Source organism: Paenibacillus harenae DSM 16969 (genome assembly GCF_000422465.1).
In the GTDB taxonomy this organism is placed as follows: domain Bacteria; phylum Bacillota; class Bacilli; order Paenibacillales; family Paenibacillaceae; genus Pristimantibacillus; species Pristimantibacillus harenae.
On sequence record NZ_KE383846.1, the window covers coordinates 14,537 to 39,242 of the forward strand.

At 48.8% G+C, this 24,706-nt stretch carries 26 protein-coding genes; 13 read left to right on the forward strand and 13 right to left on the reverse strand.

Features of this window, described 5'->3' with window-relative positions; genetic code table 11:
- Positions 1-128: 128 nt before the first annotated feature.
- Genes H581_RS0130585 through H581_RS35915 form a run of 4 tightly spaced genes read left to right on the forward strand, consistent with a single transcriptional unit; the run spans position 129 to position 3,490 of the window.
- Positions 129-1,403: a phytoene desaturase family protein gene (locus H581_RS0130585; protein WP_036720664.1), complete on the forward strand. Its 1,275-nt coding sequence runs from the start codon at positions 129-131 to the stop codon at positions 1,401-1,403.
- A gap of 24 nt (positions 1,404-1,427) precedes the next feature.
- Positions 1,428-2,324 carry an RNA polymerase sigma factor SigJ gene (gene sigJ / locus H581_RS0130590; protein ID WP_029192574.1) on the forward strand — a complete coding sequence of 299 codons (897 nt, stop codon included), beginning with the start codon at positions 1,428-1,430 and terminating at the stop codon, positions 2,322-2,324.
- Between the two features lie 27 nt (positions 2,325-2,351).
- On the forward strand, positions 2,352-3,095 hold the full coding sequence (locus H581_RS0130595) for a VOC family protein (RefSeq protein WP_029192575.1): 744 nt from the start codon (positions 2,352-2,354) through the stop codon (positions 3,093-3,095).
- Positions 3,092-3,490 (forward strand): DUF6220 domain-containing protein, encoded by a 399-nt coding sequence (locus H581_RS35915; RefSeq protein WP_051251487.1) that lies wholly within the window; start codon positions 3,092-3,094, stop codon positions 3,488-3,490. The genes H581_RS0130595 and H581_RS35915 overlap by 4 nt, the downstream gene beginning before the upstream one ends.
- A gap of 214 nt (positions 3,491-3,704) precedes the next feature.
- Here the strand turns inward: H581_RS35915 and H581_RS0130605 are convergent, their stop codons facing one another.
- Positions 3,705-4,589, reverse strand: coding sequence for an RCC1 domain-containing protein (locus tag H581_RS0130605; protein WP_029192576.1), 885 nt, complete (start codon positions 4,587-4,589; stop codon positions 3,705-3,707).
- A gap of 196 nt (positions 4,590-4,785) precedes the next feature.
- On the reverse strand, positions 4,786-6,039 hold the full coding sequence (locus tag H581_RS0130610; RefSeq protein WP_029192577.1) for an MFS transporter: 1,254 nt from the start codon (positions 6,037-6,039) through the stop codon (positions 4,786-4,788).
- A 258-nt stretch (positions 6,040-6,297) separates the two neighbouring features.
- On the opposite strand from H581_RS0130610, the gene H581_RS0130620 reads away from it, so the two are divergent.
- Positions 6,298-7,005 carry a MerR family DNA-binding transcriptional regulator gene (locus H581_RS0130620; protein ID WP_029192578.1) on the forward strand — a complete coding sequence of 236 codons (708 nt, stop codon included), beginning with the start codon at positions 6,298-6,300 and terminating at the stop codon, positions 7,003-7,005.
- A gap of 113 nt (positions 7,006-7,118) precedes the next feature.
- Here H581_RS0130620 and H581_RS0130625 read toward each other — a convergent pair whose 3' ends face one another.
- Together H581_RS0130625 and H581_RS0130630 are read right to left on the reverse strand one after the other, a co-directional pair.
- Positions 7,119-7,910 carry a sugar phosphate isomerase/epimerase family protein gene (locus H581_RS0130625; RefSeq protein ID WP_169507563.1) on the reverse strand — a complete coding sequence of 264 codons (792 nt, stop codon included), beginning with the start codon at positions 7,908-7,910 and terminating at the stop codon, positions 7,119-7,121.
- A gap of 130 nt (positions 7,911-8,040) precedes the next feature.
- Positions 8,041-8,328, reverse strand: coding sequence for a hypothetical protein (locus tag H581_RS0130630; RefSeq protein ID WP_029192580.1), 288 nt, complete (start codon positions 8,326-8,328; stop codon positions 8,041-8,043).
- A gap of 152 nt (positions 8,329-8,480) precedes the next feature.
- On the opposite strand from H581_RS0130630, the gene H581_RS0130635 reads away from it, so the two are divergent.
- Positions 8,481-8,885: a CBS domain-containing protein gene (locus H581_RS0130635; RefSeq protein WP_029192581.1), complete on the forward strand. Its 405-nt coding sequence runs from the start codon at positions 8,481-8,483 to the stop codon at positions 8,883-8,885.
- A 133-nt stretch (positions 8,886-9,018) separates the two neighbouring features.
- On the opposite strand, the gene H581_RS0130640 is transcribed toward H581_RS0130635, so the two are convergent.
- Complete coding sequence (locus H581_RS0130640) at positions 9,019-10,401, reverse strand: stalk domain-containing protein (RefSeq protein WP_029192582.1); 1,383 nt, start codon at positions 10,399-10,401, stop codon at positions 9,019-9,021.
- A 396-nt stretch (positions 10,402-10,797) separates the two neighbouring features.
- On the opposite strand from H581_RS0130640, the gene H581_RS35920 reads away from it, so the two are divergent.
- From H581_RS35920 to H581_RS0130660, 4 genes are read left to right on the forward strand one after another with little or no spacing between them, the layout of a single operon-like run.
- On the forward strand, positions 10,798-11,367 hold the full coding sequence (locus tag H581_RS35920) for a sigma-70 family RNA polymerase sigma factor (protein WP_036720667.1): 570 nt from the start codon (positions 10,798-10,800) through the stop codon (positions 11,365-11,367).
- Complete coding sequence (locus H581_RS36785; RefSeq protein ID WP_029192583.1) at positions 11,324-12,487, forward strand: hypothetical protein; 1,164 nt, start codon at positions 11,324-11,326, stop codon at positions 12,485-12,487. The genes H581_RS35920 and H581_RS36785 overlap by 44 nt, the downstream gene beginning before the upstream one ends.
- Positions 12,484-13,473 carry an ABC transporter ATP-binding protein gene (locus H581_RS0130655; protein WP_036720670.1) on the forward strand — a complete coding sequence of 330 codons (990 nt, stop codon included), beginning with the start codon at positions 12,484-12,486 and terminating at the stop codon, positions 13,471-13,473. The genes H581_RS36785 and H581_RS0130655 overlap by 4 nt, the downstream gene beginning before the upstream one ends.
- A complete protein-coding gene (locus tag H581_RS0130660) occupies positions 13,470-14,315 on the forward strand; it encodes an ABC transporter permease subunit (protein ID WP_029192585.1) in 846 nt (281 codons plus the stop codon). Before H581_RS0130655 ends, H581_RS0130660 begins: the two co-directional genes overlap by 4 nt.
- Positions 14,316-14,469: 154 nt before the next feature.
- Here H581_RS0130660 and H581_RS0130665 read toward each other — a convergent pair whose 3' ends face one another.
- The 3 genes from H581_RS0130665 to H581_RS0130675 all read right to left on the reverse strand — a co-directional run bounded on the left by H581_RS0130665 (position 14,470) and on the right by H581_RS0130675 (position 16,802).
- Positions 14,470-14,772, reverse strand: a complete 303-nt coding sequence (locus H581_RS0130665) for a putative quinol monooxygenase (protein ID WP_029192586.1) — start codon at positions 14,770-14,772, stop codon at positions 14,470-14,472.
- A 150-nt stretch (positions 14,773-14,922) separates the two neighbouring features.
- A complete protein-coding gene (locus H581_RS0130670) occupies positions 14,923-15,795 on the reverse strand; it encodes a PhzF family phenazine biosynthesis protein (RefSeq protein ID WP_029192587.1) in 873 nt (290 codons plus the stop codon).
- Positions 15,796-16,004: 209 nt separating this feature from the next.
- Complete coding sequence (locus tag H581_RS0130675; protein WP_029192588.1) at positions 16,005-16,802, reverse strand: SDR family NAD(P)-dependent oxidoreductase; 798 nt, start codon at positions 16,800-16,802, stop codon at positions 16,005-16,007.
- A gap of 237 nt (positions 16,803-17,039) precedes the next feature.
- Between H581_RS0130675 and H581_RS0130680 the strand changes: the two genes are divergently transcribed.
- On the forward strand, positions 17,040-17,939 hold the full coding sequence (locus H581_RS0130680) for an AraC family transcriptional regulator (RefSeq protein ID WP_029192589.1): 900 nt from the start codon (positions 17,040-17,042) through the stop codon (positions 17,937-17,939).
- A gap of 137 nt (positions 17,940-18,076) precedes the next feature.
- On the opposite strand, the gene H581_RS0130685 is transcribed toward H581_RS0130680, so the two are convergent.
- The gene (locus H581_RS0130685) at positions 18,077-18,481 is read right to left on the reverse strand and encodes a nuclear transport factor 2 family protein (RefSeq protein WP_029192590.1); all 405 of its coding nucleotides are present in this window, start codon (positions 18,479-18,481) and stop codon (positions 18,077-18,079) included.
- Between the two features lie 87 nt (positions 18,482-18,568).
- A complete protein-coding gene (locus tag H581_RS0130690) occupies positions 18,569-19,036 on the reverse strand; it encodes a DinB family protein (protein WP_029192591.1) in 468 nt (155 codons plus the stop codon).
- A 206-nt stretch (positions 19,037-19,242) separates the two neighbouring features.
- On the opposite strand from H581_RS0130690, the gene H581_RS0130695 reads away from it, so the two are divergent.
- Entirely contained in the window at positions 19,243-20,145 is a 903-nt protein-coding gene (locus H581_RS0130695; protein ID WP_029192592.1) for a LysR family transcriptional regulator, read from the forward strand.
- 112 nt (positions 20,146-20,257) lie between these two features.
- Here the strand turns inward: H581_RS0130695 and H581_RS0130700 are convergent, their stop codons facing one another.
- Positions 20,258-22,066, reverse strand: a complete 1,809-nt coding sequence (locus H581_RS0130700) for a helix-turn-helix transcriptional regulator (protein ID WP_036720673.1) — start codon at positions 22,064-22,066, stop codon at positions 20,258-20,260.
- A 188-nt stretch (positions 22,067-22,254) separates the two neighbouring features.
- Between H581_RS0130700 and H581_RS0130705 the strand changes: the two genes are divergently transcribed.
- Positions 22,255-23,058: a carbonic anhydrase gene (locus tag H581_RS0130705; protein ID WP_029192594.1), complete on the forward strand. Its 804-nt coding sequence runs from the start codon at positions 22,255-22,257 to the stop codon at positions 23,056-23,058.
- Positions 23,059-23,356: 298 nt separating this feature from the next.
- Here the strand turns inward: H581_RS0130705 and H581_RS0130710 are convergent, their stop codons facing one another.
- Together H581_RS0130710 and H581_RS0130715 are read right to left on the reverse strand one after the other, a co-directional pair.
- Positions 23,357-23,989 carry a nitroreductase family protein gene (locus H581_RS0130710; protein WP_029192595.1) on the reverse strand — a complete coding sequence of 211 codons (633 nt, stop codon included), beginning with the start codon at positions 23,987-23,989 and terminating at the stop codon, positions 23,357-23,359.
- 284 nt (positions 23,990-24,273) lie between these two features.
- Positions 24,274-24,684: a GNAT family N-acetyltransferase gene (locus H581_RS0130715; protein ID WP_029192596.1), complete on the reverse strand. Its 411-nt coding sequence runs from the start codon at positions 24,682-24,684 to the stop codon at positions 24,274-24,276.
- Positions 24,685-24,706 lie beyond the last annotated feature (22 nt).

The window sequence follows — 24,706 nt, forward strand, 5'->3', positions numbered from 1 at the left end:
TGTCAAGAATTCTCAATCTATTTCACCATGACACACATCTTCTTGAAAGTTTCACTGTCAGAAAATCTGTCACGTTCCGAACGGCCGAACTGTCTTGTTTATGAGAGGATACGAAAGAGGTGCATGGAATGACGGATCATTTTGATGTAGCCATTGTCGGAGGCGGCATTGCCGGTTTGACGGCTGCGCTCTATTTGGCGAAGGGAGGCAAGAAGGTCGTTGTCCTGGAACTTCAGGACCAGTTGGGCGGAAGAGCCATAACAAACAAGAAAAATGGAGTAAGCTTTAACCTCGGCTCTCATGCCTTGTATGCGGGCGACGCGTATCACATTTTTCATGAGCTACAATTAAACCAGGACATTTTCAGAAAAGTCGACGAGTTTCATCCATACGGAATATGGAAGGAGAATATCCACTACTTTCCGGCAAGCACGGGTTTCCTGATGAAATCGCAGCTGTTGTCTGTATCGGATAAAGTCAAGTTCGGCGCACTTCTTATGAAAATACTCAGACTCGATACCGCTTCGATGCCTTCTGTCAGTCTGCGTACCTGGATGGAAAATAACGTACGAAGTCCGATGATCCGCCATCTGCTGTACGTGATGGCACGGGGAGGGACATACGTCCAGGCGCCCGATTTGCAGGTTGCCGGCCCGCTCTTCAGGCAAATGCAGCGCTCGATTACAGGGGTCTACTATATCAAGCAAGGTTGGGGCGCTCTTGTTTGCGAACTGACCCAGCAAGCACGGCGTCTTGGAGTTGCGCTGGTTACCGGCCGCAAAGTGGCATCGGTCGATCATATGGGCGGGCGAGTTTATTCGGTTACTTGCACAAATAAGGAACATATCCCGGCATCGCAGGTTATTCTGACAACGCCTCCCAAAGTAACAAGCAAGCTGGTTCCGTTCTCGGAGCAGACGTCGCTCAAGACTTGGGAAGAACAAGCGATTCCGATTACTGCAGCATGTCTCGATATCGGGCTGCGGCGCCTCCCCTCCTCCAAGCATCAATTCGTATACGGCGTCGATCAACCAGTCATGATGGTGAACGCCTCCCGGATTGACGGTTTGGAATTAAGCGAACAAGACGATGTCCAATTGTTCCAGATGATCAAATTTCAGAACGAAAACTGCGACCCCCAGCAGGACCGGAAAGAACTGGAGGACGCGCTGGACCTTGTTCAGCCGGGATGGAGACGGGAGGTGGTAACCGAGCAGTTTCTTCCGCGGATGACGGTCGTGCACGACTTTATGCATATGAAGCGCAAAGAAAATCCCGGCCCTGTCGTTCCGGAAATCAGAGGCCTGTACGTAGCGGGAGATTGGGCTACCCATGGAGAATACTTAGTCGACGGAGCTGCCGCGAGCGCAAAGCGGGCAGCCCAGCATATTCTTACGCAATAAGCCCGCCGACCGAAAGGAGCGTTTATGGATACGGAGAGGTTCTACCACAGCTATCGGACGATGCTGTTTTCACTCGCATACCGGATGCTGGGCAGCGTAGCGGATGCCGAAGATATCGTCCAGGAAGCGTTTATGATCATCGATCAATTGCCGGCTGACACGCACATTGTCAACGAGAAAGCTTATTTATGCAAATCGGTTACGAACCGCTGCCTCAATCTCCTGCAGTCCTCCGCGAAACAGCGGGAAGTGTATGTAGGGATATGGCTTCCGGAGCCGCTCGTGCGAACCGGAGCCGCAAACCTCGACCCGTCCGAGATCTACCAGCAGAAGGAATCCCTGTCTACCGCTTATTTATTACTTTTGCAGCAGTTGAGCGCAACCGAACGCGCCGTCTTCCTCCTTCGCGAAATCTTTCAATATCCGTATGAAGACATCGCGGACATAGTAGGCAAAAGCGTTTTCAACTGCCGGCAAATCTTTCTTCGCGCGAAGAAGAGCATTCACCATAATCCCGGCAAAAGGTCGAAAGGCTCAGTAAGCGGCGTAACGGAGCCCCAGGTCCAGCAATTCATTCAGGCATTGATTGATGGCGACACGAATATTCTTCTGAACTTGCTGGCCACGGATGCCGTCCATTACACCGACGGAGGAGGGAAAGCGCGAGCCGTGCTTACTCCTGTAGCCGGTGTCGACAACGTCGTTCAGTTCTATAAAGAGATCATGCATTGGTTTAAAGCGGCAGAGAGCCGATACTCTTATCTGGTGACCGATGTGAACGGGAGTGCTGGCGTCATCCTTTCGATCGATGACCGGATTGCATATGTATACTCGTTTGATTCCGCAAACGACCGCATTCGGTCCATCTACGCAACAGCCAATCCCGATAAATTGAAACTTGTGCGGCGCATGCTTTCCTAAACCAAAAAAGAAACGGAGTGCATATCATTGAAAATTATCGATTTGGAACTCAGGACGCATAAACTGGAAGAAATGAAACGCTTTTATACGGGGAAAATCGGATTTCCTTTGGAGCATCAAACGGAAGATTCCTTTACAGTTCGTGTCGGCGTTACGAAACTGACTTTTGTCCGGGAAGGAAGCGATACGATCCCCTACTATCATTTTGCCATGAACATCCCGGAGAATCAGATCACTGAAGCAAAGGAATGGCTGACCCGTCAAGGCTGCACGATAATGAATGCTGAGCCGATGGAATATATGCACATTCAGGCAGATGCGAACATCGCTTATTTTAAAGGTACCGATGCCCACGCGTTATATTTTGAGGATCCTTCCGGCAATCTTCTTGAGTTTATCGCCAGACACCGGATGCAGAACACATCCGCGAAACCGTTCGACGTATCGTCCATCTTGAATATCAGCGAGATCGGCTTCCCCCTTCGGAATACGGTCCCGGAGGCGATTGAAATTCTGGGATCTCAGACAGACGTTACACCCTATATCGGTGACGGAAAATCGTTCCAGATGATGGGCGACGATCATGGCATGTTCATCCTGGGAGATCTCGAAATCGGATGGTACCCAACCCGAAAAATTCCCGAAATTCACCCCATCCGCATGTCCGTTCTCCACGATCGCAATGAAGCGTTCCGGCTCCATGGCTATCCGTACGATATCCGTACCATTGCTCCTACTTCCATCACATTGGGAGAAAGGATCCAGTCATGAACGGAGCCGCGATGCCGAGCACGAATGCAACCAGAACTGTCAGGACTGCCCGATTCATACTATTCCTTGCGAGCGGGTTGTTTGCGCTCGGTGTTGCAGTTCAGATGTTTCTTGCAGGTCTGGCCTTGTTCATTGATTCCACGCGATGGACCGCACACTCCAATTTCGCAAGTTATATCGGACTTATTCCTGTGCTGCTGCTTCTTCTTACTTTCCCTGCACGAATGCCCGGGAAGACAAAGGTAAAATGTATACTGCTAATCGTTTTGACGATCGGCATCTTTATTACAGCGATGCTTTCGGGTAAGATCGGCTGGATCTCCGCCGCTCATCCCGTTATGGCACTGGGGTTATTCTTTAACTCGATACTCATATTGCGCGAATCACGGGAATGATGAAGGGGATCAAGTTCTTGTCATCGCTCTATGACAAGAACTTGATCCCATAAATAAAAAAGCCGCATCTATGCGACTTTAATTAGGACAATGTTTTTGACTTCCGACAAATAACAACAGGGATCTTCAACAACAGGGCGCTACATATAGAATATAAGCTATGCGAGGGAAATCGGCGCATGACTTTCATTATATGTATTATTAATAATGAAAACTAATTGCCGGGCAGCTGGATGCCGCGCCAGCCGCTTACATCGCATTGGCCATATTCATTACCGCCCACAGCAACCATCGTGCCGTCCGATTTAAGGCCGAGAGTATGAGCGCAACCCGCCGCAACCGCCACAATATCGCGCCAGCCGCTTACATTGCATTGGCCATGCTCATTCCAACCCACTGCCGCCACCGTGCCGTCCGATTTAAGGCCGATGGTATGATTACTACCCGCCGCTATCGCCACAATACCGCGCCAGCCGCTTACATCGCATTGATCATGCTTATTCAAACCCACAGCCGCCACGGTGCCGTCCGATTTAAGCCCGACGGTATGAAGGTAACCCGCCGCTGCCGCCACTATGTCGCGCCAACCGCTAACATTGCTTTGACCATACCGATTATTACCCGCAATCGTCGCCGTGCCGTCCGATTTAAGCCCGACGGTATGCCAGTCACCCGCCGCTACCGCCACCATATCATGCCAGCCGCTTACATTGCATTGGCCTTCATTATTTCGACCCACAGCCACCACCGTGCCATCCGATTTAAGCCCGACGGTACGGCGCCAACCCGCCGCAACCGCCACAATGTCACGCCAGCCGCTTACATCGCATTGGTCATGCTTATTCCAACCCACAGCCGCAACCGTTCCGTCCGATTTAAGCCCGATTGTATGAGCATTACCCGTATGAGCATTACCCGCCGCAACCGCCACAATATCGCACCAGCCAATTACATCACATTGGCCATATTTATTATCACCCACAGCTATCACCGTGCCGTCCAATTTAAGCCCGACGGTATGACGATAACCCGCCGCTATGGGTTCTTTAGGCCACCTTTCCACCTTTAACGCCGCTTCTCTCGGTGAAATGTACTCCATGTTTTACCTCCTTGAAAATAAGACCAATTTGGATCCATTAGTTTGTTAAATTTATGGTATTCATTGAAGTTTGATCTGTATCGGTTATATTCTATACGGGTTTTCCCGTAAGACCTCAAATTGGACGGGAATTGGCTTCACTCATGCTTACCATCCTTGAATTAACCGTATTTTTGCCATTAGGGCAGGCGGTACGTTAGAAGCCGCCGGCAGCTGGCTCCCGGATTGGTGCCTTCTGGCCGAATACCGGAACCAGCACCAGCGCTCCGAGTGCCATCAACACCGCCGAGACGGTGTAGATGACCGGCAGCGGAACAGCCTGCTTCATGATCCCCGCACCCATGATCATGAGTACCATCATGCCCAAGAACATGGGGTTCAGCACGCCGTTGACACGGCCAACGATCGAGTCCTCCGACCATTGCATGATCATCGTCATGATGCCGATGTGGATGGCAGGGTAAGACAATCCGCCCAGGAACGAAGCGCTCAGCGTCAGCGGAACGCTCGTCGAGAAACCGATCACGACCGTCGTCGCCGCGCCGACAGCCATTCCGAATGCCAACAGCTTCTGTGGCGGGATCTTCTTCGCGGCGACTCCGATGAGACCGCCACCGATCAGCATCGCGATGCCGTTCACCGACAGCATGTAAGTCAGGAATTCTTTCCGCTGGCCGAGTTGTTCCGTCACGATGAAGATGTTAAGCGCCTGGCTGATGCCAACCGCGAGGCCCGCCAGCGCGAACGTCACGCCGAGCATGCGTAGCACACGACTATGCCACACATAACGGAATCCTTCCTTGAACTCGCTCCAGAACCGCTTCTCCGTGTCCGCCTCGCCCTTCGCTTCACGGTCGTCCGGCAACCGCAGCAGCACAGCCGCTGAAAGGAGGAACGCCACACCCATGACGGCGATGGAGACCTCAATGCCGAATTGGATGAACACGAAGGTACCGAGGAACGGGCCGCTGACGAGGAAGATGGCCATCAATGACTGGAAGAACGCCATTGCTTGCTGCATCTGGTCGGCCGGCAAATGCAGCTTGAACAACCGCATCCCCGACGGCTGAGAAAACTGCGACAGAACCGCTGAGACTAGCGTGACGAAGAAGATCGCCTGCCAGCTCCCGAACATCAACGCCAGCAGAACGAGGAATACCGAAACGGCAGACAGGAAATCGCACCAGATCATCGTCCGTTTTGGCTTCCAACGATCGGCGAAGGTACCCCCGATGAACGAGAATATAAAGATCGGCGCGAACTCCGCCACATAAATCATCGACACGGCGACGGAATCTTCCCCGCCAGTCTTCTCCACCACGAACAGCAGGATGGCGAAGTTGCGCACCCAGATGCCGATCTGCAGTAAAATGTTGGACAGCAGAATCGTGCGGTAGAACTTGTTGCCGAACAAGCTCGCCGGCTTGGCGGCGTCTTTCTGCACATTCATAGTTCTAACCCCCTTAACCCGGTAGAAACCACCAGTCTGTTTTGCGGGATGTTAATTCCTTCTTGGGCTTGATGAATTTCTATTTTGGTCATGTCATTCCTCCTCGTATTCTTTTCTTTCCATCCGCTCGTATTTGATCATACAACATTCATGCAAGATTTCGTTTCCATTTCCTTGAACCCTTGCGCAGAAACCTAATATTTCGTTTAATATTGTTGTAGAGGTTTAAGGTTTAACTTAAAGGAAAGGTGATCAACAATGGAAATGAGTTATACGCCGAAGCAGATTGCCAAGAAACTTAGCGTTAGCACGACCACCTTGCGACGATATGAAGAACTCGATTTGGTACCCGACGTACCCCGAACAGCAAGTAATAGAAGATGTTACACATCGTTCCATGTTCAAGCATTCGTTGCTTTGCGTGCTTTAATTAAGGGATACGATATTCCTGTCGTCTACGATGTCATGAGGTTATTAAAGAAAGGCCACAGAGAACAGGCTCTATGGGTAATCAATCTACAGCAATACAACATTCAAACAGAAAAGCAGCGAATCGAAGAGGTCATAGGGCTGATTCGAAAAACCGATTTCTCTAGTTATAGAAACATACTGATAACGGAAGAGATGAGAATCGGGGAGGTTGCCGCTATAGCTGGTGTTAATCCATCCGCTATTCGACATTGGGAAAAGGAGAGGTTAATACGCTCTGAGAGGAATCCGGAAAACGGATACAGGGTCTTTACACGGCGAGAATTAAAAAAAATTATTATTATCAGCAGTTTAAGAAAGACAGTCTATTCTATTGAGAGAATGAAACCGTTACTTGAAGCCTTAGAGACACAAGATTTAACTGCTATTGAACACTCTTTCCAGGTAACTCTCCAGAAGCTAAATGAGCAATTGGCAAATCAATTGAAGGGCATATCCGAAATGATGAGATACATGAACGCACAGCCGATGGAATGATGGAGCAGTCTAACCCCTGAATAGGGAAGAGAAATCATATCATCAATGAGTAAAATACCGCGCCTCTCCGCCAAAGAAATTCTTTTCGAAAACCTGAGTAGGAAATCAATCCGTTAGCTAAGGAAACCATTTTTCTTAAGCTCGGCTACAGATTCAGTTAAGGCTTCACTGGTTTTAACTTCAATAACCACAGACAAATCATTCTTCTGAGCAAAATCCAATCTGTTATTTATTGGTACGACTCCAGTATATAAAGATTGATGGTCTGACTTACCATTATAATCGTGAAGATGCATATGTCTAATACGAGTATTAAAATGAGTAAAGATAGATTCTTCTCCGAAACCTGCTTTCGCGTCGTGACCGACATCCCATGTGAGATAGAAGTTATGGAAAACACTTAATTGATCAAGAGCTTTTCGAATATAAGGAATATGAAAATTCCCTGTATTCTCAATACATAATTCAACTTTAAAAGTTTTAGCTAGATGGTAAAGCTCTGAATAGGATTCATAAAGTAGCTCTAAAAACTTTGATTCATACTTTTCATTTATCCAGACCCTTGCCTGCGGAAGGGTGAAATAAATCCCATTATTCAAGTGCATGTTAAGCGTTCTAATGCCCGCTAAATTAGCCCATTCCATCGCTTGTCTGCATCGTTCTAAATGTCCCTTCCTTATTGAAGGGTGGTAAGAGGATAAGTCCATTTCTTCCGGGAGATGTATTGTAAAATCTAATCCCGTTTGATCTTTATAGTATTTTAATTCCGAATAACTTAAATTTTCTGGCACACAGATAGGAAGGTTCATATTTAGTTCAATAAAGTCCAATCCAAGTGTATTACACAATTGAATATTCTCAGTTATGGATCTATATTCTACCAGGGTAGGCATGCCAAGTTTCATATGACATCCTCGATTCGTTTTATTATTGAAAATGATTGCGGTCTTGTCATCCGACTTCTTAAAGAGGATATAGTCAATACACTCGGGGTCGCTTTCTTCAAGCTCCATTATCGTTCGCTGAACGATGCATTCACCAACTTCTAATTTTCCTTATTAAGTTATCAATCGATAAACCGACTACATACCAAAACCCAATAGCCAATAAAACTGTTATTAATCTGAAATTATAATTTACGATATCATCATATCCTAGAAAATGTTTTATGAAAAATTCAATATTACTTACAAGGTTGGCTCTTACTTGATTTACTCCCTCACCTAGACCATTATTGAGACTCTGGTCTATTATTACAGACGCAATAGTCATTATAATTTGGGCACTTGGCAAAATAAATTTCAATTTCCAAACTTTACGCATAACTCACCACCAATCTGCCTAGATTTTCTCTATAAATTGCCTAACTGATCTTGGGTAATGCAAGCTGAAATTCTCAATATGGCTCGACCCAGTCACTTCCACATGCACCCCGCGCCGAAATATGCTTTAATATACCAAAGGAGCGTGATTCAATGGACATCAAATCGTTTCTACATCCCAAGAACGAGGTCTCTTACCTCATGACATCCTCTAATATGAAAGAAGCCATGGATAAATTGGAGGCGAGCCACTATACGGCCATTCCGATCTTGGACGACAATGGCTTGTATTTCGGAACGCTGTCCGAGGGAGATTTGTTATGGAAGCTGAAAGACACACCCGGCCTCGGCTTCGATACGATGCACGAAATTCCTGTCGTCTCCATCAAAAAACGGATGAAAGTCGAATGCGTCGCCATCAACGCCGATTTGGACGATATGCTGGCGCTGGCGGCCGATCAGAACTTCGTTCCGGTCGTAGACGCCGATCGTGTATTCCTCGGTATCATTCGCCGCAAAGATATAATCGAATACTATACCCGGAATATTGCTGATTAGTTGGAAAGACCTGATCTTGCCGATCATGAAGGCTGCCGTCGCCGGCAGCCTTATCTTTGTTCTTACTGTTTATTACCTTATCTGCTTTTGCAAAGAAAAGAATTTGCGGATTTGCTTAACTATGAATATATCCTTAGAGCGTTATCCCAACCGTTTTATTAACGCTATCCCATGCGATTTTTGCGCCAAGCGCCTCTCCAATAAATCGGAACGGCACCATCGTGCGTCCATTCTCAACACGAATAGGATCGTCTAATATTACGTTCTTACCGTCTATTCGAGCTGTCGTCGTCCCGATCTCCAATTCGACTAGGCGCTGCCCGTATTCAATCGTGATCAGCTTATCAGTTAAGCCGATTCTCCCTCCAAGCGATTCGAATAACCCCCGTACTGGAATATATACTCGATTGTAAAACATTTGCGGCTGAGTTGGAAGCGCCCAAAGTTCTCCGTTTACTTTAATGCCTACACCTACTATTACCTTAACCGGCTTTATTGGAAATCCAACCATGGACTCGCTATAGTAAAAACGATGACTAAATACTTTGTTCGACCGCGCCCCGCTCCAGGAAGATACCGTTCCGTCAAGATGCAGAGCCGTCCCGCCTCCCATGCCTTTCGCAGAAACGGCCGTCACCTTTGACAATCCCTTTACCTGCTGCAAAATTACGCGATCGCTTCCTGCGAAGGCGTCGATAAGCGTCCATACAGTGCCATTATTTTGAAGCAAAAATGTATAATCGGATCGAAGCTCGACGAAGGCGCCGGAAACAGCTGTTATCGTCTTGGATAAAGTTCGAAGATCAACCTTGATCTCACCGCCTGAGCTGCCATATCCATTCAGCATGTTGTGATAAATTTCGGTCATGCTCCAATCGTCTCCGACCGCTAACCCGCCTGTAATCGTTTTAATGCTGCTCAAGCCCTTCATGGGACCAAAAGGTTCGTTAAATTTATTTATGCCCCATGCCCAAACATTCCCATCCTTGTCAAGCGCACTAACATATGTATTGACATCCAGCTCGATGATGTTTTTTAAGCCCTCGACTTGTTTTGCGTTATGTTCAACGCCATTTATTTTCCACACATTCCCTTTTGTATCGATCACATAGCCGCCGCATACCTGTTCGATGACGGGAAGTCCTTCAATTTGAGTCGGTTGTTGGAACGGTGTACTCATCCATCCTTCATTATTTGAGCTATAATGTACTCCCCATACCCATACCGACCCGTCATCTTTAACCGCAAGTTGACTTGAGGAGATTTGTTTTACGTTTTGCAAAATAGGAACGGCCGTATATTTGGATTCATCCCATGACCAAAGCACGCCGTTCTTGTCAAGCGCATGGTTGCCGGCGATTTGTACAATTCCTGATAGCGATTTCCCTGATGCGGCGGCGACTTCGACAGCCTGCAGCCTGGTTTCAAACAGGATTACGGCTAACAAGCTAAGCAAGATAAACCATTTTGCGAGAAAAAGCAGCTTCCTCGTCCCCTCTGAACGAACATGCATCATCCTATTTTGCCTCCTCAAGGTTCTATATATTTGGAAATATATCCATTACCTTCATTTAGACGAAGGCCTACTACATTTTGTTTCGTTTCAATGGAACGCATTCCCTTAAATATATATTACACGCGCCATACAGTTCACAAGACGCTCCACAAGCTTCCTTCATTATTTCACTTCTATAGTGAAGCTGCCAAATTAAAACGGGAATTGTCAATTTGTATTTACTAAATTTATTGTTTTACAATATATTTTGATTGTTATATAATACATTACGATCGTTTTGCACATTCCCTTTATTTCTATACAAAGAAGGGGCATCAGGATGAGTATTGTCTTTTTACACTGCTACAAAACCGATCCGGCATCCGTCATATAAGCGAAAGGGGGGAAGGCGACAACATGGAGGAAGGCGCACAGGTACCCGAACTGTTCCAGCGCTTGTTCCGGGAGTATTACCCCGGAGTGGCGCGGAAGCTCTATGCCTTGACCGGCGATTATGCAGCGTCGGAGGATTTGGCCCAAGAGGTATTCCTGCGTCTCTACCGGAGCCATCCGGAACGGCTGGATACCGTCGGCGCTTGGTTGCACCGGGTGCTGACCCGGGTAGGCTACGATTATTTGAGACAACGGTCGTCGGGCAAGGCGTTATTGGAGAAGGAAACCGCCCGCGTGGCGGCTTGGTCGGAAGGCGCCGCCCCTTCGGGAGAGGCGGAGGTCATCCGCGAGTGGGAAATAGACGTGGTCCGCCGGGTGCTGCAGAAGCTCACGGACCGTGACAGAACTGCCCTTCTTCTTCGGGAGGAAGGATACAGCTACGAGGAGATTGCCCTCCGGCTGGAGGTCAACCCGAAGATTGTCGGCACGCTGCTGGCCCGGGCAGAGGAACGGCTGAAGAAAAAATACGGGCAGGAGGAGGAGCGGCACGATGGGTTACGGAGTGAAGCGGACCGGCGAGACGCCGGTTTTTGATACAGACCGGGCTTGGGACCGGTTCGAGAGAATAGCGGGCCGGGAGCCGGTCCCGGCGTTCTGGAGGAAGGTGGAGGAAGGTCAGCGTTCGGACGAAACAACGATGAAGGCAACAGGGGGTAGGAATCAAGAAAATCATGAGAAGGATGGAGTGGTTGAGATGAAGAAGACGGAAGCATTGCGGGCGGTACATGGTTCCTCGGATGTAGGGACCCTGGGAGCTGTAAGCGAGACAATGGCTAACGGGGCGTGGCGGACGGAGAGACCGGCGAAGCGCAGGCTCCGGAGACTGACCGCCGGAGTTGCCGCATCTTTAATAGCCATCGGGCTGATCGCCACCCCCCTGGGGGACCGGGCGCTGGCCGCCATACAGCAAACCTTCCGTATTCAGCACATGGTCGGAGTCGGAATCTCAGCGGATGACATGGCAGCCATCTCCGACCTGCTGGAAAGCGGCTCGCCCGGTGGAGACCGGAGCTTCGACCTGGCCCAATACGGCACCTTGACCCAATCGGGCGGCGGGGAGGCCCGCACCGTTACCTGGGAGGAAGCGGAAAAACGAATAGGCGCCCCCCTGCTCCAGCTGGGGAACCCAACCGCCCTCGCATACCAGCCGGCCACCACGCTGACCTTCCGCCTGAACGTGAAGGCAGTCAACCGGCTGCTTAACCGCTTGGGCAGCAGCACCATCCTGCCTGCCGAGGCGGACGGCAACGCTATCCGGCTGCACATCCCGGACGGCATCGCCACAGAAGGCACCTTGTCGGGCAAGCCGGTGCGGCTGCTCCAATTCGGCAAGCCGGAGCTGACGGTGGATGGCGGCATCGATGCGGCAACCGTCCGTGAGGCGGTACTGGGGCTGCCTGTACTGCCGGATAGCCTGCGGACCAAGTTGGCTGCCATCGGCGATTGGCAGAATACCTTGCCGGTTCCGGCCCGGGACGGCGTGACCACCAGTTTCAAGCTGGGCGGACATGATGCGGTCATGACCGTTAACGGCGAGAATCGTTATCTTCTCTGGCTCGACGGGGACCGGATGGGCTTGCTGAGCGGTGAAACGAATGATTTTCCTACGGAATCCGTCTTCCAGCAGGCAGCGGAGGGGCTTATCCAGCCATGATGATGATTGATACGGCAGATTTGACCAAGACCTACAACGGCCGCGGCGGCTGCCGCGGCATTACCTTGCAGGTGCCGGAGGGCAGCATCTTCGGCCTGCTGGGACCCAACGGTGCAGGTAAAAGCACCTTCGTCAAAATGCTCGCCGGCCTCCACCGCCCCGATTCCGGGCGGGCCAACATGCTGGGGCTGCCCCTGGGCCGGCCGGAGGCGCGGCGCAAGCTCGGGTATTTGCCCGAGCTGTTCCGCTTTCAGGATTGGCTGACTCCGGCGGAGGTGCTCCGATTCCATGGCCGGCTGGGCGGGCTTCGCCCTCAGGAAACACGGGCGCCCGCCTTCCGCAGAAGAATTCGGGACACCCTGGAGCTGGTCGGCCTATCCGAAGCCGAGGACCGCCGGGTCGGCGGCTTCTCCAAGGGGATGCAGCAGCGGCTAGGCCTGGCTGCCGCCCTGCTCCTCGATCCCGAGCTGGTAATCCTGGACGAACCCGCATCGGCCCTGGACCCCGTCGGCCGCTACGAAATCCGCAGCCTGTTGAAACGGCTCCGGAGCAAAGGCGTGACAATTTTCCTCAATACCCACCTGTTGGAGGATGTGGAGGAACTATGCGATGAAGCCGCCTTCCTCTACGGAGGCGAGCTGCTGGCGTCGGGTCCGCTGCACAAGCTGCTCAGCAGCACCGGTGATAGCGGGAGCAGCGGTGCCAACTGGCGATTCCGACTCGGCGGCTGGCTCCCGGAGACTTGGGCGGAGCTGAATGATGGCGCCGGCGGTGCCCTCACTTCCCTGCTGCACCTGGTCGAGGCCGATGAGAGCGGTAACGCCCTCCTGTCCGCGCACGTGACCGACCGGGAACAGGCCGGCTACCTGTGCTCTATATTCATCCGGAGCGGCCTGACGCTATACGAATCCGGCCCCGAGCCGAACAGCCTCGAGGCCTGGTTCCTCCGGATGGCTGGGTCCCGCCAAGGAGGTGTCCCGCAATGACCTTGTACATCTCCGCTACCTTCAAGGAGTTGACCCGCAAGCGGGTGTTCCTGGTCACGATAATTCTGACCTTCGTCTTTCTGATCCTGTTCGCTTTCGGGGTCCGGGAGCTGGCTGGAATGGGCGGGCAGAACATGGTCTCCCCCGCCGAACGGCTGCTGAACAGCATGGTGCTGATGGTGCTGGGACTTTTTTTCGCACAATTTCTGGCGTCCTTCTTCGTGCTCTTCTCGGCCATGGGGACCGTCACGGGCGAACAGGAGAACGGTCTGCTGCTGGCCGTAGCCGCCCGCCCTATTCCCCGCTGGAAGCTCTATCTGGCGAAATGGCTGGGCCACGCCGTATGGGTCGCCGTGTACAGCACTGTCCTGTTCGTTTCCGTAGTCTGGACCATCCATAGCCAAACCGGATTTCCCGTACGGGCGGAGGAGCTTCTGCGGGGCTATGGGCTGTTTCTCTGGATGCCGCTGCTTCTCCTCACGGTGACTATGCTGGGTTCCGTCTATTTACCGATGCTGGGGAACGGGATTTGCGCCGCCCTGCTGTACGGGTTTGCCCTCTTCAGCGGGCTGATCGAAGGAGTATCGGTCTATGAAGGGACCCACCCTGTAATAGAAAAATTCGTGTTTTTGACCGGTCTGCTCCTTCCCACGGACTCGGTTTACCGAAGAAGCCTCTACGAGCTTCTGGGGGGAGCGGATTGGGCCGGGTTGGCGATGGCTGACATGGGACCTTTCTCCATGCCAAGTGTTTCTTCGAATGCCTTCCTCCTGTATACGGTGGGGTATGCGGCGGTTCTGCTCTTGCTGGGGTGTCGGGCGTTCAGCCGGAAGGATCTGTAGAGCCTAGTTGGTTCTAGACTGGTGTTATTAGCTTAGTCTACCATTGAAAAAAAGAGACAGCGGCAGTCCAGGACGAGAAAATAAAGTCCTGGACTGCCGCTGCGCTTTTTCACTGGAATATCCGTTACTCGGAATCCTTGTTTGTCGGTAGGCATTAGCTAAAACCTATTCCTCCGAGCGGCTGAACCTTTATAGCACTGCCCCCTGCGATTAAATGACGGCAACGGCCGATTAGTTCAAGCACTTTTTCGTTCTTCAGCGAGGCGGCATGCGCCTCCTTGCTCTCCCACAGCTCCGTGACCCACAAATCATCAGGATTATCCTCGGCTGCATGAAGGATGTAATAAATGCAGCCTTCCATATCGTTCAGTGTTTCACTTTCCAACATCATCTTCGCGAGTTCTTCCCGTTTCCCCGGGTGTGCTGTCAATTTTCCGAACATAGCATATTTACCCATCTATTCATTCCCCTTTCTTCTTGTGTAATCAATAGCATTGCTTCGTTATCATTATAATCGTCAATCCCTGACAGATACAGTCAGTCATCTTACCTCTTCCTCAATATTCTGTTATGCAATAAAAAAAATTAGCATTGTTAGTTCAATCGATTATATCGAAACCTCAAACTCATTTACATAAACAGCATTGCCCGTTATTTCTATTCCGTAGCCATTTTTTACTGTGACTTGCACTCTTCCATTCCTTCTGATCTCCTGACCTTGTTCAATCAAAAGGTTTAATAAAGAATCAGATTTTATATATTTTGCATAATAAGCTCCCATCACCCCAGAGGCTGTACCGGTGACTGGGTCTTCAATCGTACCCGAAAACGGCGATGAAAAATGGCGAGCGTGCATATGTGCATTAGAATCGTATGTTTCTAAACAAAAAGGATGGATGGATGCTTTAGGCATTTCCTTCAAAATATTCGGGAAAAGCTTGTTATCGGGTTTCATTTGTTTGAAAGCGGCAAGACCTTTTACAGGAATCAACAGTGTCCACGTACCTGTGCTGCCATATAGTGTCGGTAGTTCTGTCTCAATATCGCTCTCTTCAATCCCCATCGAAATGGCCAATTCTTGCAATGAGCCTTTAAATTCTTGAAATTGAGGATTTGCTTGCCTCATGGTTATGTAAAGTCCGTCTCTTGAATCTAGTCTAATCGGCAAAACCCCCGCTTTTGTCTCAATTGTAAAATCAGATTTATCACCCAACAATCCCTTCGTTTTCAACGCATAAATAGTTGCCATTGTTGCGTGACCACAAAGATTTATTTCATGACCCGGTGTAAAAAAACGAATTTTTAAATCAGCTTTTGTGGATATAAGCGGGAAAGCGGTTTCATTAAACCCAACTTTTTCTGCCACTTCCCGCATTTGCTCTTCCGTAAGATTTTCGCCATTCAAGACGACTCCCGCCGGGTTTCCCATATTGGGAATATTACTAAATGCGTCGTAATGATATACCTTTATTGTTTGCATAAGCCGCCCCCCAATGTAATAACTCTTATGATACCGATTTCAGGTTTTTTTGTATCTAAAATTCGTAATTAGTGTTCAATTTTTTTGATCTAAAGCGATTGGCTGGGTACTTACAAGGTCATAAGAGACTAACCTGCCAGCTTAACGAAAAGAAGAGCAGTTGCCGCCGGCACACTGCTCCATGGTTCGTTAAACGATCTTGTGCTGTGTTATTCTATCGGTTGGACTTTTTGGTTATTCTTAGAATTGCCTGCATAAGCAAAAAGTGGTTCGCTAAGTATGAATTCAAAGGCTTCTCTGTCAACTCGACCAACAGTCATGTTGCTATCATAAAGCTGCAAGAGAAAGTTGGCCATTTCATCGCTCGTATGGTACGCACTAAAAATTTTTTCATAGTCATACTCGCTTGCATGGTTTGCCACTTTCCCAAATTCGGTTTTGGTTGCCGCTGGCGCCAAAACTTTAGCTTGTAATTTGGCATTGGCGGCTTTCAGTTCATGGGCCAATCCCTCGGTAAATACACTGACATAAAACTTGGAAGCACAGTAGGTAACGGCCGTAGGCACGATTGTGTATCCGCCAGCTGAAGATATATTGATTAATTGCGTACCATCCACGTCGCTGTAATCTCGTACATACAAGGACGAAAAGATAGTCAGGGCTTCCACGTTTAATCGCAGCATTGTTTCAATCTTTTCCAAGTCTTGACCGGACACACTGTCATAGCTCCCGAAACCTGCATTATTAATCCATGTTTCGATTTGATACGGATTTAACTCTCGATAGAGTTGACGGGCGTTTTGACTGCCGGATACATCGACTGCTTTTATCACAATATCCAGCCCGGGATTTTCCTGCAAGATTTCTCTTTTCAGTTCGTTCAGATTGTTTTCACGGCGAGCAACAAGTATGATATTTTTCTTGCGTTTTGCGAAGGCCTTAGCTGTCGCGTAACCTATACCAGAGCTTGCTCCGGTAATAACGGTATATTTCCCCTGTGTATCCATTTCAATCTCCCCTTTAACTTGGAATACTAACCCTAATACAAATATGGCTGGTTAATAAATATTGAAATTATAATGAGTATTGGATCAGCTTCGGCATCCTTATTATGCAGCAAATGAAAAGACGACCGTTATCTCATTCTGCTCAAATGATTGCCTATTCCTCTCACAGCCATTTACGTTACGTACGAATATGAATTATGATGGAACGATCAAGGACAGAGGAACAAGGAGGATCTTATGTCTGAACGAATGTATAAACAGCAGGAGGAGCTTGCCAAACTCATTGAGCGTTATTCAGGCCGGGACGGTGTTCACGAAACTGCTATTCCGTCTTTATTTTTCACTCGTCGATCTAATGTTACTGGTTCAAATTTTGGAGTTTACAATCCTTCCTTCTGCATTGTCGTTCAGGGCGCGAAGGAGGTATTGCTGGCACAGGAGCGCTTTAGATACGGTCCTGCCGATTACCTTGTTGCAACCGTTGACCTACCGGTTACCGGCCAAGTCATGGAAGCCTCTTCCCAAGTTCCGTATTTGTCTCTCAAACTTGAATTTACCCCGAGTCAAATTTTTGAGATTTTAAGCGATTCTGAAATTCGAGTTGGCCCGAAAGATGCTAAGCGGGGTATGTTTGTCGGCCGGATGGAATTATCTTTGTTGGATGCTGTAATCAGGTTAGCTCGTTTGCTTGACAACCCTAAGGATATCCCGGTACTTGCTCCACTCTTCACGAAGGAAATTCTTTATAGAGTTCTGCAAGAGCAGCATGGGGTTGTGCTGGAACAAATTGCAATCGAAGGAAGCAGTACCAAACGAATCCGAGACGTTATCGAACAAATCATGAGTAACTATGATAGGTCTTTTCGAATTGAGGAGCTTGCGGAAATAGCGAATATGAGTGTTTCTTCGCTTCATAGGCACTTTAAAGAGGTAACCGCTATGAGCCCTATTCAGTTTCAAAAACAACTGAGACTGCAGGAAGCACGGCGCCTGTTATTATCCGAGTCAACTGATGCCGCGGATGTCGCATTCCGGGTAGGCTATGAAAGCCCGTCGCAATTCAGCCGTGAATATTCCCGAATGTTTGGTTTTTCACCTATACAAGATATAAAACGCCTGAGGGCAATAAACGTATGAATCCCCCTGCTCAAGTGAGATTTTAAACGGCGTATTAAATGATCCATTGACGAATAGCTTCGTTGTACGATGAAGGAAGTTCTGACGAGGGAGGATGTTTTCTAGAGGCTTAAGATTTCCGTTCATGGCAGTATCTATTATGGGGCCTCGTAGTTTTTTAACGGCATACCTACATATTCGCGGAAGGATCGGATCCGCTCTGCCTCGAACTCGAAGACGACCGTAAGCTCATTGCGATAAGGCCGCCCGTTCAACGAACCTTCCGCGCGAAATACAACCATCCCGTTGACTTCATTCTCAAGCACGATAAGTGGAATCAGTTGCACCTGCAATACTGATCGCTCGAACCTGATCAATTCCTCGAACCGCTCTTTGCCTTGCTGCTCGTGATTCCACCCCTCTAGCGGGAGCGGAACTAAGAAATGAAAACCTTCCGTAACCTTCCTAAGAAAATCGACTGTATGCCCTGTTTCGAAAGCCCGCCTAAAAGCATCAAACACTTCGTAAGTTCGGGATGGGACTGAGCCTGCGGATTTCTCCATGATAGAATCCTCCTCATTATGGTTTATTGATCGCTCCAAATATTACGTTTTCATTCGCCATGAAAAAGGACTCTTGCTATTCATTGGCTAGCGCGACAGAACCTTTACCTGGCTCGATATCGTTCCAAGGTGAATAGCTTCGTGAATCAGAGCGAAGTTGAACAACTCGCCGGCGGTGTCGAAATGGAACGGTCCCAAGGCATACGGAGTTGAAAGCTTCTCGCCCAGCATTTCAGGTGTCAGCTCAGATAGGCGGGAAAGCTGCGCCGCTAACGTCTCGACCAACTCTTCCTTCGATGGAGGAGCAAACGTCCAGTCCAAGGGCTTTGTTCCAGAGTTAAACAGCGTATCATATGAGTCCGGTATGGCCGACGGAGAGCCGAAGCTTAGGGTAGAATACTTATCCATCCAATAAATCATATGGCCGACATTCCAACGAATGGTATTGTTGAAGCCTTCAGGCTGCTTGTCGAAATATCCATCCTCAACTCCCTGAAGCTTGCCAAGCACAACCTGATGCAGTACTTTGCCGGTGTTAATAATCGATTGCGTCATAATCAAACGCCTCCTGATTTGGTTTGTGTCATATGGTTCGCTTTCTTGTTCCTAGTATAGGTCTCACGGAACCTTCCATCAATGCAGTGGGCATTACCGGAACGTTAAGTGTAAGTTAACGACTATTCATTGACAGAAAAAGAAGTTGGAGTGACAATAATCATTGAACATGCATTCAGCGATGCAATTGAAAGCAGGTGTGAGCTATGGAGTTAAAACAACTTCAGTATTTTATGGCGATTTGTGAAGAGCTTCACTTCACGAGAGCAGCCGAAAAAATGGGAGTCAGCGCACCCAACATCAGCCAGCAGATAAGGAGATTGGAAGAAGAATTAGGGGTTCTGTTGTTCGATCGTGCAGGAAAAACAATTGTCCTTACAGAAGCCGGAGCGATTCTTCATAAACATGGTGCTGCCGTGTTCGGGCATCTGCAGCAAGCGAGCGACGCCATTGCTGACCTGAAGCAGATGCAAGGCGGATCGCTATCCATCGGCGTCTTGCCAGGCGACGCGGATCTTATGTTTAATGCCTTGCTACTGAACTTCCATCAGACCTATCCCACCATCTCGCTGTCCCTTCTGGAAACCATGAAAGTAACAGAACAAGTTCTGGACCGAAGCATCGATGTCGGCATAACCATTGGACCTGTTAACGATGAACGTCTCACGTTAATTCCCTTGTTTCACGAGGAGTTCTCATTGGCGGTAAGTATGGATGATCCTCTTGCCACGGAGAGCTTCATCCCCTTAAACAGGCTGCATGCCTTGAAGATGGTCATGTTCCCACCCGATCATCAATGCCGCAAGCTGATTGACCGCTTTTGCATGGATAACGGGTTTACTCTGCAGCCGCATTTGGTGACGACAACGTTATCCTCCCTCCTCCAGATGGTACAGAGCGGAGTTGGCACCTGTGTTCTGCCGCGATTGCTACTGGATAATCTTCACGATCCTGACATCAAAGTCGTGCAGTTGAGGAATCCTACGCCTTCTCAGGACATTTGTCTGATCTACCGCAGCGACAGATATGTCGGATACGCCATGCGCACGTTCATCAAAACTTTGAGAGCCTACATCGAGACGGCTATCAATCATGCGAAGTCTTCTTAGATAGGTTATTGCCAGTACAAGCTTTTATCCTTCCGTTTCCCGGTTCCTTATCATTATGGAGAAATCTGCAGTCGACTGCCTAAACACGGGCAAGCTTATCCGGGTTTCGCTCCTAACCGGGCAACAAGCCTTCCGTACGCGCCTTCTCCACCGCCTCCTCGCGATTGCTGACGCCCAGCTTGCCGTAAATCGTTGAAACGTAATTGCGTACCGTTCCTTCGGACAAGAACAGCTTTGCCGCCAACGTCTTATAACGCATCCCCGAATCCAGATACTGCAATATCTCCATCTCGCGTTTGTTTAATCCGTAAAGAAACCGATCCACAGCGGCCGGTTCGGCGACCTCGGAAACTTGCTCGAGCCTCTCGAGCATTTTGGCCGTGATCTCCCGATTAATCGCGGTTCCTCCCGAATGGACGAGGCGTACTGTCTCAATAAGCTCCTGCAGTTGCGCCGACTTCAGGCAGTACCCGTCAGCGCCGTTCTTTAAAGCGGCTAGCGCCTGATCCAACTCCTCGAAAGTGGACATCATCAGCACCTTGATTCCCGGATGAGCTTGCTTAATTGTCTGTAAAGCGGAAATTCCGTCCATGACCGGCATTTGCATGTCCATGAGAACCAGATCCGGATTCGTTCGTTCGCAGACCCTAATAGCCTCAAGCCCGTTCCCGGCGGTGGCTGCTACATGGATCCCGTCCTCGTTCTCCAACAAGGTCTTTAATCCTTCCAGTACGATCGGCTGGTCGTCCACGATGACGACATGAATGACTTGCTTGGTTTCCGGCGATTGATACGGCAGGGAGCAAGTCACGATCGTTCCGTCCCGCGGATCGGACTGGAGCTGTAGGCTTCCGTTTAAGGCTTCGAGTCTCTCCCGCATACCCGTTATGCCGAATCCGGGCTGCAAAGCTTCACGTCCCGTTCCGTTATCCCGGATCTGCAGCGCAATGCGATCCTTCTCGAAGCGAAGCATCACGGTGATATGATCCGCCTGGCCGTGCCGAACCGAATTGGTCAGCGTCTCTTGCAAACAGCGCATGAACGTGAACCGGCCTTGCCGAGGCAGAGGAATAGCATCCCCCGACTGTTCCAGCTCGATCTTAACTCCGGTCTGCTGCACAAAGGCTCTGGTGATATCATCCAGCAGCATCGGAAGCGGCAAGTCCGTTTGTTCCGTTTGAATATTGTGAATATGCCTGCGAATATCCTCGAAGCCCGACCTCGTCAGGGAAAGGAGCGTTTCCAGCTTGCTCTTCTCCGTGCCAGGAGCCATCGACCCGCGAAGCGACTCCATACCCATGATCAGGGAAGTGAGCATGTGTCCGATCGTATCGTGCATTTCGCGCGAAAGCCGGTTGCGCTCCTCCAGAAGCGTTATTTTCTCAATTTGCTTTATATTTTCCTCCAACGTTCTGTTCTGCTCTGCGATGATTTTGCTTTGCTTAGTCGAAGTAATAAGTAAACGGAAGGCATAGCCCAATCCGTAAGCAACGCAATAATTGAAAATAATCCCGAACACAATGATATCCCAAGAGTAGTTCATATGCCAACCGAGCCATGCCGGAAAAGCGAAGGCTGTCAGAGGAGCCAGCCATATGAACGCATAACCTGGGCTGTTGTAACCGATCATGAAAGAAATCGGAAGGAGATACAAGTGGGTGTCCGGGTTCGATTTATTCAGCAGGAACAGGATCACACCCGGGAGCAACAGCTCGCACGCAGCATACAGGTGTTGATTGATCCGCATAACCAGGTACGGAACGGATATGACAATGAAAGCAGTAACCATCTTGATCCAGAACGGTAAACTCCACTGACCCTCTACTTCCCACAATAGCGCAATGATAGAAATGCACCAGCAAATCCTGAGCGCAATCATAAACCAATCGTACCATTCCCATCGTGCTAACAGACCGCGCATGACAATACCTCCAAGTTGCTTCGTTATATTCGATTATATCTCGTTGTCACGCCGGCAGTAAAATCATATGACAATTTATCATAGGAAAAGAGTGACGTTTTATAACTGGACGATATGATTCTCGTTTATGTTAAATAAAATTGGAATCTTCCAAAATGAACTTAAACGAAGAAACGAGGAGAATGTCAATGAACAGAAACACAGTAATTCGTGGATTGATGGCTGTTGTACTCACCCTGCCGCTGGCGGCGTGCGCTGCTCAGAATAGCGCAATACCTAGTGCCGGCAAAGCAACTGCAACGAAGTCCGCCCATTGGTCCTACTTGGGTGATACGGGCCCTGACAAATGGGCGACTCTGGACACGCAAAATGCCGCATGCGCGAATGGAACCGAGCAGTCCCCTATCGATATTGAGCTTTCTCAATTAAAAGTGGACAAAGAGTTAAGCACTTTCGAGACCAATTATAAACCGACCTCTTTCACCCTGATGAACAACGGGCATACCATTCAAGCGAACGACGCATCCGGCAGCAATACCATTACCGTTGAAGGCAAAGTTTATACGTTCGTTCAACTGCATTTCCATAAACCTAGCGAAAACCAGATCAACGGTAAAACTTTCGATATGGAGATGCATCTTGTACACAAGAATAGTGAAGGCAATCTTGCCGTGCTCGGCGTTCTAATTAAATCAGGCAGTGAGAACAAACAACTGGCGGAAATGTTCTCGAAGCTTCCGAAGGAAGAAACCAAGGAGGATCTCAAGCTGGATCAAGTCATTGATTTGAACGCGCTGCTGCCGCAAGATAAGAAAGCATTCCGATATAAAGGCTCGTTGACGACGCCTCCTTGCTCGGAAGGGGTGGACTGGACCGTGCTGGAGGAACCGATTGAACTATCCGAGGAGCAAATCCAGTCGTTCGGCGCTATTTTCTCCGACAATCATCGCCCTGTCCAGCCGCTCAACGGCAGAACGGTTGCCACCCAATAAAGCCTGCGACCGCTGCGGTATGGATCAATAAATAATCTCAGCCGTTAGCGGTCGCCCTTCTTCACCGCCAGTGCTGGCAAAAGCAGCCCTTTAATCACTAGTACACCAGTATCATTACGCAATCTTATAACTCATCAATCTTGTAACGTAAATACTGCTTTAGTAGCCCCATCTTATAAAAATCATAAATTCCGTTATCCTGCCCGTTAACGTAATAAAGCTGCCGATCATGCCGGCAGCTTCATTATAACTGTTTATTGTGCTATTGTTACCCGTTAGCAACATTGATGAGGAACGGTTAAAACGTATTGGAAACGGTAACCTGATCCAAAGCGAGTCTTTGGGACGGTCTGGCTGGTGTTGCGGCTAAGCCTACGCTGATCAGCATTACAGGCACGTAACGCTCAGGTATATTAAACTCCTTAGCGAAACGATCGGCGTCGTATCCGCCCATCGGGCATGTGTCATATCCCATTGCCTTCGCAGCGATCATCAATTGCATGGCAGCTAGCGAAGCGTTGCGGATCGCTTCATCGCGGGCAACCTGAGGGTGTTGGTACGCTCCTTCAATTTGACCGGCAAGCGTATCTTTTAGATCTTTAGGCATATGGCCTGCAGCAACAAGAGGACCAAACACGGGCTCCACATTTTTGTTCGCTTCCAGGTCGCCTAGAACCGCAATAACGACAGAACTATCAACTATTTGTTTTTGTCCGTATGCAATCGGGTGCAGTTTTTCTTTGTAAGCTTGCTCCTCGATAACGACGAATTTCCAATGCTGCAAATTCCAAGCGGATGGTGCTTGTGTAGCAGATAGGAGCAATTGTTCCAGATGCTCCTTAGGCATTTTGTGCCCAGCTTGATATTCTTTGACAGAGTGACGTTCTGCAAGAACTTTCAAAACTTCCGATTGCACATTTTGTTGACTCATTTTGTTTCCCTCCAAATATGGTTTTTGTTTAGTATCTAACTGCAGTGATAAAGCCATACAGCAACTTGCGAGAAAAGCCAAGCCAGCTTTTATGTAAGCGGATCTCAACTGTAATAAATAAAATAACAGTTAAATTCGATATTAAAGGCTATTGATTCAGATGTCAAGAGTTAAGTATTTTAAGTCGCATTTGTAATATGACATTTTATGACCATCCTCATTAAGCTTCAACTTGTTTCCGTGTCCAGCCCGTAACGAAGGGGCCTTATGGAGTTTTGCTGCTATTACTCCAGTATCTTAGTAAGGAGGATTTCCAACGGCTCGCCTTCGAGTATGAGACACCCTGAATCTCGATAACCCAATTTTCTATAAAAGTGCTGAGCCCCTTCATTGGCCAAGGTGGATGTCATAACCCATTTAAATCCCTGTTGCTTCATTTCATTCTCCCAGAAAAGAACTGCTTTCTTCCCTAATCCCTTACTTCGATAGGGTTCGTCGATCCATATCATATTCATAAAAGGGGTGTTGTCCCAAAAATATCCATGGCGCATCCACCCAACGATACTATCGTTTTCATTCTGCAGAATGTAAATCTCATTCCCCTTAATTTTAGGTAAGATTAAATTTTCTAAAAGATGATGGTCATGTTTTCTAATGTATTCATAGTCCGAATCAGTTGCGGCAATAACTCTCATTTTGATTACTCCTTTAGAATCC

Excerpts from the sequence above, each read along its gene's own strand:
- H581_RS0130625 (WP_169507563.1), bottom strand. The coding sequence starts at position 7,910 with ATGAAACTTGGCATGCCTACCCTGGTAGAATATAGATCCATAACTGAG.
- H581_RS0130630 (WP_029192580.1), bottom strand. The coding sequence starts at position 8,328 with ATGCGTAAAGTTTGGAAATTGAAATTTATTTTGCCAAGTGCCCAAATT.
- H581_RS0130675 (WP_029192588.1), bottom strand. The coding sequence starts at position 16,802 with ATGGATACACAGGGGAAATATACCGTTATTACCGGAGCAAGCTCTGGT.
- H581_RS0130670 (WP_029192587.1), bottom strand. The coding sequence starts at position 15,795 with ATGCAAACAATAAAGGTATATCATTACGACGCATTTAGTAATATTCCC.
- H581_RS0130715 (WP_029192596.1), bottom strand. The coding sequence starts at position 24,684 with ATGAGAGTTATTGCCGCAACTGATTCGGACTATGAATACATTAGAAAA.
- H581_RS0130695 (WP_029192592.1), top strand. The coding sequence starts at position 19,243 with ATGGAGTTAAAACAACTTCAGTATTTTATGGCGATTTGTGAAGAGCTT.
- H581_RS0130690 (WP_029192591.1), bottom strand. The coding sequence starts at position 19,036 with ATGACGCAATCGATTATTAACACCGGCAAAGTACTGCATCAGGTTGTG.
- H581_RS0130610 (WP_029192577.1), bottom strand. The coding sequence starts at position 6,039 with ATGAATGTGCAGAAAGACGCCGCCAAGCCGGCGAGCTTGTTCGGCAAC.
- H581_RS0130700 (WP_036720673.1), bottom strand. The coding sequence starts at position 22,066 with ATGCGCGGTCTGTTAGCACGATGGGAATGGTACGATTGGTTTATGATT.
- H581_RS0130585 (WP_036720664.1), top strand. The coding sequence starts at position 129 with ATGACGGATCATTTTGATGTAGCCATTGTCGGAGGCGGCATTGCCGGT.
- H581_RS0130605 (WP_029192576.1), bottom strand. The coding sequence starts at position 4,589 with ATGGAGTACATTTCACCGAGAGAAGCGGCGTTAAAGGTGGAAAGGTGG.
- H581_RS0130680 (WP_029192589.1), top strand. The coding sequence starts at position 17,040 with ATGTCTGAACGAATGTATAAACAGCAGGAGGAGCTTGCCAAACTCATT.
- H581_RS36785 (WP_029192583.1), top strand. The coding sequence starts at position 11,324 with ATGGGTTACGGAGTGAAGCGGACCGGCGAGACGCCGGTTTTTGATACA.
- sigJ (WP_029192574.1), top strand. The coding sequence starts at position 1,428 with ATGGATACGGAGAGGTTCTACCACAGCTATCGGACGATGCTGTTTTCA.
- H581_RS0130710 (WP_029192595.1), bottom strand. The coding sequence starts at position 23,989 with ATGAGTCAACAAAATGTGCAATCGGAAGTTTTGAAAGTTCTTGCAGAA.
- H581_RS35920 (WP_036720667.1), top strand. The coding sequence starts at position 10,798 with ATGGAGGAAGGCGCACAGGTACCCGAACTGTTCCAGCGCTTGTTCCGG.
- H581_RS0130620 (WP_029192578.1), top strand. The coding sequence starts at position 6,298 with ATGGAAATGAGTTATACGCCGAAGCAGATTGCCAAGAAACTTAGCGTT.
- H581_RS0130665 (WP_029192586.1), bottom strand. The coding sequence starts at position 14,772 with ATGGGTAAATATGCTATGTTCGGAAAATTGACAGCACACCCGGGGAAA.
- H581_RS0130660 (WP_029192585.1), top strand. The coding sequence starts at position 13,470 with ATGACCTTGTACATCTCCGCTACCTTCAAGGAGTTGACCCGCAAGCGG.
- H581_RS0130705 (WP_029192594.1), top strand. The coding sequence starts at position 22,255 with ATGAACAGAAACACAGTAATTCGTGGATTGATGGCTGTTGTACTCACC.
- H581_RS0130655 (WP_036720670.1), top strand. The coding sequence starts at position 12,484 with ATGATGATGATTGATACGGCAGATTTGACCAAGACCTACAACGGCCGC.
- H581_RS0130635 (WP_029192581.1), top strand. The coding sequence starts at position 8,481 with ATGGACATCAAATCGTTTCTACATCCCAAGAACGAGGTCTCTTACCTC.
- H581_RS35915 (WP_051251487.1), top strand. The coding sequence starts at position 3,092 with ATGAACGGAGCCGCGATGCCGAGCACGAATGCAACCAGAACTGTCAGG.
- H581_RS0130685 (WP_029192590.1), bottom strand. The coding sequence starts at position 18,481 with ATGGAGAAATCCGCAGGCTCAGTCCCATCCCGAACTTACGAAGTGTTT.
- H581_RS0130640 (WP_029192582.1), bottom strand. The coding sequence starts at position 10,401 with ATGATGCATGTTCGTTCAGAGGGGACGAGGAAGCTGCTTTTTCTCGCA.